Here is a 12,302-nt window from a genome sequence, read left to right as displayed (position 1 = left end):
AGAGTAAAATAAAGCCCGCCTTACGGCGGGTTTTTTACTTTCTGGCTGTTATCCCCAAATTATCAGGTTAAACTAACTTGATGAGTAGAATTTCAACAGAATGATATCGACCGATTTTTTTCGCGTGGTTACAGGAGTAATTACATGTCATTTGCAGTAACTAAACAGGCACAGCGTTGGTTGATGCCAATTTTCGCCGTCATTATGGCGTTTCAACTAGCTGGCTGTGGCGACAACGATAAAGAACAACGTAAAGCTTTCATCGACTATCTGCAAAATACCGTCATGCGTGGCAGCATCACCGTACCAACCCTGAGCGAAGACCAAAAGCAGAAACTCGGCAACTATGTGAGCGATTACGCGATTTTAGTGACGTTTTCACAGAATTTCAGTCGTTCTATGGATAGCAGCTTAAATCCGCTGTTTACCACTATCGATCAGATCCGTGTTCCTCAGGACTATCTGCTCAAACGCGACGATCTACGTCAGGAAGCTGGTGCACTGAACCTGCTCGGCCAACAGATTCAAAGTGCCAAATCGACCGCAGACACTGCGCGTGCCGCACTTAAACAGCCTGATGATGTGAAAGCAGTTTATGACCAGGCCTTTGCGAAAGTCGTCACCGATCCGGCGAATGCCGTGATGCCAATCATTCCTATGGCGGCTAGCCTGTCACAGGATTTGATTCAGGTCGGTGATTTCCTGCAAAGCATTGGGACTCAGGCGCGCTTTGATAACCAAAGCATCCAGCTACAAACCCAGCAGCAGGTCGATCAATACAATCAGTTAATGACCTCAATTGCTGCCAAGCATCAAGAATTATTAAATGCGAAAAACCGCAGCGCGGCTATTTTCCAGAATTAATATTTAGGCAACACATTTACATCTCGTAGCCTGATTAAATAGCCGAAACACCCTGTCAGCCTTAGTGCTCACAGGGTGTTTTTCTTTTACGGAGGCAACGCTACTCCTTCGTTGCCCATCCAGTAAAAATCTGGATATGAGATATTGCTTCCAGCAACATCACCACCAATCGATATCATCTCCAAACATCATGCAATAACATGGAGTGAACCATGAATAAGCACCACCAGCCCTTCGAAGAAATTAAACAGGTAGATGAATCTGGGTCTGAATATTGGTCTGCAAGAGCACTGGCAAAGCTGCTGGATTACTCAGAATACCGGCATTTTATTCCTGTATTAGAGCGGGCAAAAGATGCATGTTTAAACAGTGGGCACAACGCTGGTGACCATTTCGAGGATGTCCTCGATATGGTCAAAATTGGCTCTGGAGCTCAACGAAAGTTAAAAGATATCGCCCTCTCCCGTTATGCCTGCTACCTCGTGGTTCAAAACGGCGATCCTAACAAACCCGTCATAGCGGCAGGTCAAACATACTTCGCACTTCAAACTCGACGCCAAGAATTAGCTGATGACGAAACTTTTAAGCGTTTACGAGAAGATGAAAAACGTTTGTTTCTGCGTAATGAATTAAAAGAACATAACAAACAACTCGTTGAAGCCGCTCAACAAGCCGGTGTTGCAACCACGATGGATTTTGCCATTTTCCAGAACCATGGATATAAAGGCCTCTACGGCGGGCTAGACCAAAATGCCATTCACCAGCGTAAAGAGCTCAAAAAGAGTCAAAAAATTCTCGATTTCATGGGTTCTACTGAATTAGCAGCCAACCTGTTTAGAGCAACACAAACAGAAGAAAAGCTACGTCGTGACCAGATAAAATCAAGGCAACAAGCCAATCAGACACATTTTAATGTGGGCCAAAAGGTTCGGAAAACCATTGAAGAGCTAGGCGGCACCATGCCAGAAAACCTTCCTGTTCCTAAGCACAGCATCCAGCACATAGAATCCACCACTAAAAAACTGAGTAAAAAATAGCTTAGCAAAGCTAGCGCTGCAAACTTGCATGCACCTAGCTTCGTAAGCCACTAGATTGCGTAATGCTGGCTACTTAACCAGATTGTGTGGTTTTTTTATACCCAAAAAACACTACATGTAATTTTATAACGCGTTGGGTGAAAACCTGAGGTGTGTCGATGTCGTGCTGATGGGATGCAAAATAACTTGTGAAAAGAATCACAATTTAAAAACAAAACCACTAACAACTTAAGTGATTTACGTCACACAAAACCACCCAGAACGGGCGATATTTTAACTTTGTAGCAGACTTTCAGCCTACTTATGTGATCAATATCACCATAAACACCCCAATAGAGGGGGGAGTTACGAGATCAAGATCACAAATCCCCCACGGGGTACGCGAGATGAAAACGGCGTGATAGAGTCGATTTTGCATACAGAACGACAGGACGGTTTTTGGCGAAACCACCACAACTATTACGACGCGCAACATCTTAGCGCACCACGAGGGGTGTTTTATGTTATCACCAGATATCAAGGTCAAGGTACAGAATTTTGGCCGCTTCCTCAGCAATATGGTGATGCCCAATATCGGCGCATTCATCGCATGGGGTTTGATTACCGCTTTATTTATTCCTACCGGCTGGCTGCCAAATGAAACATTAGCCAAGCTGGTTGGCCCAATGATCAGCTATCTGCTGCCATTATTGATTGGTTATACCGGTGGCCGTTTAATCGGCGGTGAGCGCGGTGGCGTGGTGGGTGCAATTACCACCATGGGCGTGATTGTTGGCGCAGATATGCCCATGTTCATGGGCGCAATGATTGCAGGCCCATTAGGCGGCTGGGCAATCAAACACTTTGATCGCTGGGTTGACGGCAAAATCAAAAGCGGCTTTGAAATGTTGGTGAACAACTTCTCCGCGGGCATTATCGGTATGCTGCTGGCGATGCTGGCATTCATGGCGATTGGGCCGTTGGTAGAGTCGCTTTCAAAAATATTAGCGGCTGGCGTGAATATTATGGTGCAGAACAACCTGCTGCCATTAACGTCTATCTTCGTCGAACCCGCCAAGATTTTGTTCCTGAATAACGCCATCAACCACGGGATCTTCTCACCGTTAGGTATTCAGCAGGCAACAGAAACCGGCAAATCCATTTTCTTCCTGATTGAAGCAAACCCAGGTCCAGGACTAGGTGTTCTGCTGGCTTACATGTTCTTCGGCAAAGGCAGTGCAAAACAGTCCGCTGGCGGTGCCGCAATCATCCATTTCTTCGGTGGTATCCACGAAATCTATTTCCCATATGTGTTAATGAATCCACGTCTGATTCTGGCCGTGATTCTGGGTGGCATGACCGGCGTATTCACGCTGACCCTCTTTAACGCGGGCTTAGTTTCCCCTGCGTCTCCGGGTTCTATTTTTGCAGTGTTGCTAATGACACCAAAAGCATCTCTTATCGGCGTCGTGCTGTCGATTATGGCTTCAACGCTGGTTTCGTTCTTAACCTCTGCCATGCTACTTAAACGCGCTCGCGTCGGTGATGAAGAAAGTAACGGCTTAGCGGAAGCCACTCGTCGCATGCAAGGCATGAAACAACAGTCTAAATCCGGTGGAAAAGTGACTGGAGTCGAACCTCAGCCAGCCATGCGTGCCACGCTTGATTTGTCTAAAGATTTACATCACGTGCGCAAAATTATCGTGGCCTGCGACGCAGGAATGGGCTCAAGCGCGATGGGCGCGGGAGTTCTACGTAAAAAGGTAAAAGACGCAGGGCTGAGCCATATTTCCGTAGTGAACTGCGCGATTAACAGCCTGCCTGAAGACGTTGATCTGGTGATCACTCATCAGGATTTAACCGAACGCGCGATGCGCCACGCACCACAGGCGATGCATATTTCATTAAGCAATTTCCTTGATAGCGGGCTGTATACCGATCTTACAACCCGTTTACTAGCGGCCAAACTGCCGCAGGCGGCAAACGACAACCGCTTGATCAACCAAACTATCATCGCCGCTAACGATGACTCATTTGAATCAACCGATCGCGAAGAGAACCTATTTAAGCTCAGCGCAGCCAACATCTTCCTGAACTTAACCGCCGACACCAAAGAGCAAGCCATTCGCTTTGCCGGTGAAATGCTGGTATCTGGCGGCTATGTCGAACCGGATTACATCGACGCCATGCTCGCCCGCGAAGCACTTACCTCAACTTATTTAGGAGAATCTATCGCCGTTCCGCACGGCACCGTAGAAGCCAAAGACCGCGTATTACGCACCGGGATCGTCATTTGCCAATACCCTCACGGCGTTCGATTCGGTGATGAACCAGACGATGTCGCTCGACTGGTTATCGGCATCGCTGCGCGTAATAACGAGCACATTCAGGTCATTGCCCGCTTAACCAACGCACTGGATGACGAAGGCGTAATCGAACGTCTGGCGCAAACCACCAGTGTTCAGGAGATCTTAGATCTTCTGTCTGGCGAACAAGCGGCATAAGGCAATTACACGGCGTCGTTCACCGCAGCCAGTCGGCTCTATAAAAGTGCCGTTGCTGTCGACGCCGTTCTTGGGGGCTCCCCCGCCCCCCTTTTTACGAATAGGTTTGAGGTCAAAAACATGAAAGCGATTCATTTTGGTGCAGGTAATATCGGTCGTGGCTTTATTGGTAAATTATTGGCAGATGCACAGGCGGAACTCACTTTTGCAGACGTAAACCAGCCGTTGGTCGATCAGCTTGCTCACCAGCAAAGCTATCAGGTCAACGTCGTGGGTGAAAATGCGCGCGTCGAACAGGTTAACCGCGTAAGCGCCATTCATAGCAACAGCGCTGATGCCATTCAACAAATTGCACAAGCAGATATCATCACCACCGCCGTTGGCCCGCAGGTTCTTAGTAAAATTGCCCATACGCTGGCGCAGGGATTAATGGCTCGTCACAGCAATGGTAACCAACAGCCCATGAATATCATTGCGTGCGAAAACATGGTGCGTGGCACTAGCCAGCTCAAGCAGCATGTCCTTGAGGCAATGCCCGTCGAGCTTCATGCTTGGGTAGAAGAGCACATCGGCTTTGTCGATTCTGCGGTAGACCGCATCGTGCCACCGAGCGCCGCAGCGAACGACGACCCGTTAGAGGTCACGGTTGAAACCTTCAGCGAGTGGATCGTTGATAGCACACAGTTCAAAGGCCAGTTACCGCAAATTTCAGGAATGGAGTCTACCGCTAACTTAATGGCCTACGTTGAGCGTAAACTCTTCACTCTTAACACCGGGCATGCAATCACTGCTTATCTGGGTCAGCTCGCAGGCTATCAAACCATTCGCGAGGCTATTCTCGATCCCGCCATTCGTACCGTGGTAAAAGGCGCGATGGAAGAAAGCGGAGCGGTACTCATCAAGCGCTACAGTTTTGATCCCCAGCAACATGCGGCCTATATCGAAAAAATTCTTGGCCGTTTTGAAAACCCTTACCTGCATGATGATGTCGAACGTGTTGGGCGCCAACCACTGCGTAAACTTAGCGCCGGCGATCGCCTGATCAAGCCGTTACGAGGAACGCTTGAATACGGTCTTACCAACCACAATTTAATCATCGGTATTGCCGCCGCCCTGAGCTACCGCAGTCATCAAGATCCTCAGGCGTTAGAAATGACAACGCTCCTTGACGAAATAGGCGTGAGCAACACCGTGGCGCAAGTTTGTGAGCTGGAAGATCAGCCAGAACTTGTCGCACAGATCGCTAATGTGTATAACGCCATGCAGCGCAAAGCATGATGTAACCCATATGGTTGGAGTTGCGGCGAAGCGGCAACTCCAAATGAGAAGGGTAAAATGAAATTAAATCGCGTGCGTAACAGTGCACAACCTGAAAGAGAAAGGGAACTTCCGAGTGTCGCCGCCCCAGAAAAGCAACGATATTCGGCAAGTGAAGCAACGACTATGGCAACCATGGAAGAATCTGACCTTTATAAAAGCCAGGCTTTTGAAAACCGCATTCTTGAGCGCCTAAACGCTCGACAAACGGTGGCGGGTTTTATTCAGGCCACCGTAGGGCTGCTCGCCGAAGCGGTAGATCTTTTGGTTCTTCAAGCCTTTCGTAAAGATGACTATGCGGTGAAATATGCGGTGGAGCCCCTACTGGAAGGAAGCGGTCCACTTGCTGATTTGCCCGTGCGGCTAAAGCTTATCTACGCGCTAGGCGTGATTAGCCGTGATGAATATGAAGACGTAGAGCTTCTACTCGCCCTCAACAACGAATTAAAACATGAGAACAAAATCTATAGCTTCACCGATGATGAAATACTCGGGCCAATCAACATGCTACATAGCATGACCGCACTTCCTCCGCAGCCCACGCTTCATCTGCCCGAAGACGTTGTTGATGATCTGCTAGTGAATATGCAGGAGCAACGTTATCAACAAATGGTTCGTTCAACGCTGGTGCTCAGCATCACCGATTTAGTCACTCGTTTGTGCCATAAGAAAGCCTTCTAATCTCCCCAGTTTTCAAGACTGGGGCGTCTTCTTTTCAGCCAATCGCCACATTAACGCCGACAGCTGTTAAACTATCTCCTAATCCCTAAAAGTATTGATGACCGGAAGATATGTCATGAAAGAAAAAGCAGAAATTAAACGCCTGAGCGACAAGCTGGACGCACTGCGTCGTAAAGAAGCTGGCCTGCTGTTACAAGAGATTGATTCTGTAACGACCCACGCGCTAGATGAGAACCGCACCGAGCAAGAAAAATTGAGCGCAGAGATTGAGCGCCTGCGTGCCGTTCAAGCAAGCCATTTCAGCACCAAAGCACAGCAGCTTTTAAAGATGCCATTCAGCCGTGAAATCACCAAAAAAGAACAGGCTGATATGGGATCGTTGAAAAAGGCCGTACGTGGTATCGAGGTGGTTCATCCAATGACGGCGCTAGGCCGTGAAATGGGCTTGAAAGTGGTTACTGGCTACGCGAAAAAAGAGTTCTAATCTTTTACTCTTAGCTAAAACAAACCCCGCTATTGCGGGGTTTGTTTTATCACGCGGTTAACTACCGTTTACCGACGTAGCGTTTCTTCTTACCCGCATCTTCTTGATGTGCGCGTTCAACCTCTTCCGCAAGAATCTGCACCCCCTTCTCGATTTGATCCGGTTCAGGAACATAGTTCATGCGCATGCACTGATGCGTATGCGGCCACTCGTGCTCCAACCCAGGGAAGAAATAGTGCCCTGGCACCATCAATACGCCGCGCTGTTTCAGCCGCTGGTATAAAATCTCCGTGCTGATCGGCAGATCGATAAACCATAGCCACAGGAAAATCGCGCCCTCTGGTTTATGAATCAAACAGCGCTCTTCCGGTAAGTAGCGACGAATCACTTCGATCGTCTGCTCTACACGCTGGCGATAAAACGGTTTAATCACCTCGTTGGATAGACGCAGCAAATCACCACGCTCAATCATCTCAAGCGCAATAGCGGGACCAAGACTGCCCGGGGAAAGGCTGATAATCCCGTTCATGTTACTGATTGCGCTGATCACTTTTTCATCAGCAATCACGATGCCGCAGCGAGAACCCGGTAGCCCCAACTTCGACAGGCTCATGCACAGAATAATATTAGGGTTCCACAACGGATTCACATCAGAAAAGATAATTCCTGGGAACGGTAAACCGTAGGCGTTATCGATCAACAGCGGAATGTTGCGCTGCTGAGCTAAAGCATCAAGGCGAATAAGCTCTTCGTCGGTTAAAACATTCCCCGTTGGGTTAGTCGGACGAGAAACGCAAATCAGCCCGACGTCATCGCCAATATTGAGATGGTCAAAATCAACGTGATATTTAAACTGGCCTTCAGGCAATAGCTCGATAGTAGGTTTCGCTGAAACAAACAAATCTTCGTCTAACCCAGCATCGGCATAACCAATATATTCGGGTGCCAATGGGAACAAAACCCGACGACGAGAACCGTCAGAAAGACGCCCGGCATACAAATTGAATAAGTAGAAAAACGCGCTTTGGCTGCCGTTTGTTAGTGCAATATTTTGTGCTTCTATTTGCCATCCAAACTCATCGCGCAGCATTTTGGCCAACGCCTGCAACAGCGCATCTTTACCTTGTGGGCCATCATAGTTGCACAACGCATCGGTGAGTTTGCCTTCATTCAACATATCCGCACAAAGTTGAGTGAAATAATCCGTCATCTGAGGGATTTTAGCCGGATTACCGCCGCCAAGCATTATGGCGCCCGGCGTACGCAGGCCATCATTCAGATCGTCCATCAAACGGGTGATCCCCGCGTAGCGGGTAAATTTGTCGCCAAATACAGAAAAAGTCATGATAGCAATCACAGGTAATTATTAGGAAAAGACAACCGACACCATACCTGCTACACCCTGTACGAACAACCCGCATAAAATCATCGGTTTTTTATATAATTCTACATAAAACGTAAGATACAGAATAAAAAAAGGGCGCAGTTGCCTGCGCCAAAGAATGATTAGAGAGGGGTAGATCAGAGATGCTTATTAGTTACTGGTTTCAGCGTCACTTGCTGGGGTCTGGGCCTGCTCCAGTGCTGGAGTCGTTGTTTGCCCACCGATAGCAATACGCTGAGGCTGCAGCGCTTCCGGTACATTACGCACCAGATCGATATTCAACAGCCCATTTTCAAACTTAGCGCCATCTACGGTGAGATGTTCAGCCAAGGTAAAGGTTAAGTCGAACGCCTTATAAACCAGACCCTGATGTAAATACTCTACCGGTTTTTCCGGCTGGGTTGGATTACCACGCACGGTTAAGCGCGGGCCTTCAACTTCAATATCCAGTTCGCTCTGCTTAAATCCGGCCAATGCCAGAGAGATGCGATAGTGGTTATCGTCACTTTTCTCGATGTTGTATGGCGGGAACCCTTGAGGCTCTAAGCCACTTTGCATCGCATTGGCCAATTTATCGAAGCCAATCCACTGACGAAGTAACGGAGAAAGATCGTGATTACGCATATATAAACTCCTTCTAAGAAGCGAGATATTATTTACGGCTGCTTTATCAATGTATCACAGCCGACCATTAGCCCCCCGTAGGCAGGCTATTTAATTTGATCTTTAACAGCTATTAGCTACAGTTAATTACTTAATTTCAATCTTACGTGGCTGCAATGTTTCAGGAACAATGCGCTCTAAATCGATATATAAAAGTCCGTTTTCCAAGTTGGCACCTTTAATTTGAATATGTTCAGCCAGTTGGAATTTACGTTCAAAGTTACGCTCGGCGATACCTTGATATAAATAGGTGCGTTCTTTATCTGACTGTTCATGAGAACCTTTAACAATCAGCGTATTAGCTTGCGCAGTGATATCCAACTCATGCTCAGCAAAACCAGCAACCGCAATAGAAATGCGATAGTGATTGTCATCTACCAGCTCAACGTTGTAAGGAGGATATCCCCCGTTAGACTGATTTTGACCTGACTCAATCAGGTTAAATAAACGGTCGAAGCCAATAGCAGAGCGATAAAGTGGAGATAAATCGTAGTTGCGCATAAAAATATGCCTCCTAATAAAATCAGCGAGGAAAAAATAATCTTCCATCATGGACAGACTATATAATCATTAAGCCAGAAACACCCTTACGGCATATTTCTCATCGGCCTGCTAATAAGATGGAGTCGGTGCGAAATTTTTCAAGCGTAAAAATTTAATTTTTATGAGAGCGCACGAATTGTTCAAATCACTGTCATAAACAGGCAAGATACAATCAGGTACACTATTTTTGTGAAGTGAGATAGCTGCCACAGAGCCAACGGATGGTTTTGCCAGTTTCTCGGCACAGATGCTATAACTCAACAACTCTGGCTTAAGCACAGTGCAGCCATTATTGGGATGGATTTATGAGACAACGGATTAGATGCTTGACGATAACTCTGCTTGCTGGCACCACGCTGCTTGCGGGAGGCTGTTCCAGCGTCATGACCCGTGTTGGACCGAGTCAGGGTTATTATTCTGGTGCCAAAAATGACATCAAAATGATCAAAGATGATGATACTGGTTGGGCGATGACACCGCTTCTTGCTCTGGATCTACCGTTTTCTGCCGTAGTGGATACGCTGCTATTGCCTTACGACTACTATCGTTCAGGCTCAAATCCAGAAGATGATTCTCCGCGTGCGCGCGTTTTGCGCGACGAGCAAACCAGCGGAGTAAACAATGTTGCCCCGAACTATACCGTTCAGGACAATGCCGCTCCGCATTATGAATAGAACTGAAATCATCCCCAAACAGAAAGCTTGGGCGTCATTATCCGTTTAAGTTCACCATAAAAATTTGTGGCCAGCCTGCAATCTCACGCATGAATGCAACGTGGTTTCCATCGGGGGAAACCACCACGGCCTCCGCGCACGGTGGTTGCTCTGAACGTATTGTTAGACGAGTGATTTCGCCTGAATGTACTTTGCATCGCACAACGCTATTATCCATCACGAAAAACAGCGACTCCCCATCAGGATGCCAACTCAATGCCGACTGCACGGAATGCTTCCCGTGCGTTATCTGCCGTGGCTCTCCACCATTAGGCGAAATAGTCCAAAGCTGAACCACACCCGCATCATCTTGCATCAGGAAAGCAATTTCGGCACCGTTTGGTGAAGAACGCAGCCAATGGCGTGGTGTCGTTGCAATTCCAGGGAAAATGCGCTGATGAGTGAAGGTAATTCGACGCTGATGTACGTTTGCAGGCGGCGCCGGCAACCTATCTACGGTGCCTTGCAATGGGTATTTTCCCGCCTGCGAATAGGCTGCGTTTTGCTCTGGCAGATCAACGATAAAGATCTCAGGAACTTTAGCGCCTTTATCACCAACGGTATCGCCGATAAAAGCCAAAGCCCAGCGCTGGCGAGTTCCATCCGGCTTTAGATAGCCCTCATTACCAATCCATCCCTCTTCATAGGCACGAGAAATCTGATCGCTTCCTACCTCAGGGTTAAGCGTAGTTTGGCTCACCAGAACACAAAAGTGGCTGCCGTCATATTCGCGTGGATGTTGTTTCGGCACATTAACCGCATGCAGAGGTACGGCGATGCCCACATTACGCTGATCGAGCGCCACATCTTTTTCATGCATAACGTGATCGTTATAGGTAAAACTCAGACGAGTGGCATCTGGGCTAAACACATGGACATGCGTTCCACCGCGTAGGGCGCCTGCGGTATAAGGCTCGGTAATATCCATCGCATCAAGCGTTTCGGCCAATTCTCTGTCTGGCTCACTGACAATCACGCCGCGCCGATGATGGAAATCATAATGCCAGTGGGCATCTGGATGCTCTGGACCATGAATAAAAACGTAGCGTGTGGGTTGTTGAGGGCTTATCGTCACCACGCCAACATGTGCGCCATGCTGTGCGCGGTAAACGACTTCCACACGTCCATCATGAACATTCACACGCTCAATGCACAGCCCGGTAAAAGAGGCACCGCTAGGCCGTACATCGTATGCCAGCCACTCACTGTCTGGTGTCCAAATATTAATGTTGGTGAGCTGGTGCCCACGCGGATCAAATGTGAGTTGCTTTTCAGCATAGCGAGACATGATAGATTCCTTTAGCAAGGTAACGCATATCTCATTAGCATAAACTAAGCGGAGTTTTCGATCACTGAAGCCTACGGATGTATTCCTCGTTGAAATCATCTTTGTTCAACGGACGTGAGAACAAAAAGCCCTGAGCCAGCCTAACGCCATGTTTTAACATCAGTGATGTTTGTGCAAAAGTTTCAATACCTTCAGCAACCACGTCAGTATCAAGCGACTGTGCCTTATCAATCAATTTAAGCGTTTCATCCATCGCGCCTTTCTTGAAACAAGATCGATCGAGCTTTATGAAGTCTGTTTTTACCAGCTTCATTTTTTGCTCAGCTTCGTCAGCGCTGGTCACGTCATCCCAAGCCAGCAGAAAACCATATTCTTGTAGCTGAGCGGCATTATGTTGACCATTGATATCGGGATGCCCTTGAGTTTCAGTCAGTTCAAGCATCACTCTATCAGCAGGAATTTTATATTTTTCAGCCAATTGGATAACGGTTTGTGCAAATCCTTGCTCATTAAGTTGCACAAGCGAAATATTGACGCTCAGGATATAGAGGAAATTATTGGGGATCAAAACTTCAGACATATATTTAAACGTCTGATCAATAACATAACTACCTAAACAAATTATGCCGCCATTCTCTTCTAGCTGATGAATAAATAAATTTGGCGCAACAATATTGCGACGATAAAAACCTCGAACTAAAACCTCTGCCCCTACACATTTAAAGCTAGAGAGATCGAAAACTGGCTGTAAGAAAATATCTACCGTTAGGTTAAGGCTATTTTCCATCACTTTTTTTATAACAAAATTTGCACTTTTTTCCATTGCGGGTTCCAGCCGAGTGTCC

At 47.4% G+C, this 12,302-nt stretch carries 12 protein-coding genes; 7 read left to right on the top strand and 5 right to left on the bottom strand.

The window, feature by feature from the left end:
- Nucleotides 1-144: 144 nt before the first annotated feature.
- The 6 genes from U0008_RS00115 to U0008_RS00090 all read left to right on the top strand — a co-directional run bounded on the left by U0008_RS00115 (nucleotide 145) and on the right by U0008_RS00090 (nucleotide 6,866).
- Entirely contained in the window at nucleotides 145-864 is a 720-nt protein-coding gene (locus U0008_RS00115; RefSeq protein ID WP_043490008.1) for a DUF3053 domain-containing protein, read from the top strand.
- A 212-nt stretch (nucleotides 865-1,076) separates the two neighbouring features.
- A complete protein-coding gene (gene dinD, locus U0008_RS00110) occupies nucleotides 1,077-1,901 on the top strand; it encodes a DNA damage-inducible protein D (protein ID WP_043490006.1) in 825 nt (274 codons plus the stop codon).
- Between the two features lie 500 nt (nucleotides 1,902-2,401).
- A complete protein-coding gene (locus U0008_RS00105; protein ID WP_025797304.1) occupies nucleotides 2,402-4,384 on the top strand; it encodes a PTS mannitol transporter subunit IICBA in 1,983 nt (660 codons plus the stop codon).
- A 120-nt stretch (nucleotides 4,385-4,504) separates the two neighbouring features.
- Nucleotides 4,505-5,662 carry a mannitol-1-phosphate 5-dehydrogenase gene (locus U0008_RS00100; protein ID WP_043490003.1) on the top strand — a complete coding sequence of 386 codons (1,158 nt, stop codon included), beginning with the start codon at nucleotides 4,505-4,507 and terminating at the stop codon, nucleotides 5,660-5,662.
- A 165-nt stretch (nucleotides 5,663-5,827) separates the two neighbouring features.
- A complete protein-coding gene (locus tag U0008_RS00095; protein WP_227658341.1) occupies nucleotides 5,828-6,382 on the top strand; it encodes an MltR family transcriptional regulator in 555 nt (184 codons plus the stop codon).
- Nucleotides 6,383-6,497: 115 nt separating this feature from the next.
- A complete protein-coding gene (locus U0008_RS00090) occupies nucleotides 6,498-6,866 on the top strand; it encodes a YibL family ribosome-associated protein (protein ID WP_043489998.1) in 369 nt (122 codons plus the stop codon).
- A 61-nt stretch (nucleotides 6,867-6,927) separates the two neighbouring features.
- Here the strand turns inward: U0008_RS00090 and U0008_RS00085 are convergent, their stop codons facing one another.
- From U0008_RS00085 to ibpA, 3 genes are all read right to left on the bottom strand, one after another.
- Entirely contained in the window at nucleotides 6,928-8,211 is a 1,284-nt protein-coding gene (locus tag U0008_RS00085) for a valine--pyruvate transaminase (protein WP_043489995.1), read from the bottom strand.
- Between the two features lie 189 nt (nucleotides 8,212-8,400).
- Entirely contained in the window at nucleotides 8,401-8,874 is a 474-nt protein-coding gene (gene ibpB / locus U0008_RS00080; RefSeq protein WP_025797314.1) for a small heat shock chaperone IbpB, read from the bottom strand.
- Between the two features lie 126 nt (nucleotides 8,875-9,000).
- Nucleotides 9,001-9,414 (bottom strand): small heat shock chaperone IbpA, encoded by a 414-nt coding sequence (ibpA, locus tag U0008_RS00075; RefSeq protein ID WP_025797316.1) that lies wholly within the window; start codon nucleotides 9,412-9,414, stop codon nucleotides 9,001-9,003.
- A 347-nt stretch (nucleotides 9,415-9,761) separates the two neighbouring features.
- Between ibpA and U0008_RS00070 the strand changes: the two genes are divergently transcribed.
- Nucleotides 9,762-10,130, top strand: coding sequence for a YceK/YidQ family lipoprotein (locus tag U0008_RS00070; protein WP_072008136.1), 369 nt, complete (start codon nucleotides 9,762-9,764; stop codon nucleotides 10,128-10,130).
- A gap of 37 nt (nucleotides 10,131-10,167) precedes the next feature.
- On the opposite strand, the gene U0008_RS00065 is transcribed toward U0008_RS00070, so the two are convergent.
- Both U0008_RS00065 and U0008_RS00060 read right to left on the bottom strand, forming a co-directional pair.
- Nucleotides 10,168-11,457: a YidR family protein gene (locus U0008_RS00065; RefSeq protein ID WP_043489993.1), complete on the bottom strand. Its 1,290-nt coding sequence runs from the start codon at nucleotides 11,455-11,457 to the stop codon at nucleotides 10,168-10,170.
- A gap of 61 nt (nucleotides 11,458-11,518) precedes the next feature.
- Nucleotides 11,519-12,280 (bottom strand): EAL domain-containing protein, encoded by a 762-nt coding sequence (locus U0008_RS00060; RefSeq protein WP_043489990.1) that lies wholly within the window; start codon nucleotides 12,278-12,280, stop codon nucleotides 11,519-11,521.
- Between the last annotated feature and the right edge of the window lie 22 nt (nucleotides 12,281-12,302).

Origin of the sequence: Hafnia alvei, assembly GCF_034424155.1 — a bacterium.
Taxonomy (GTDB): Bacteria; Pseudomonadota; Gammaproteobacteria; order Enterobacterales; family Enterobacteriaceae; genus Hafnia; species Hafnia alvei.
Note: the sequence above shows the minus strand (reverse complement) of the source record. Positions and strands in the feature narration are given on the sequence as shown.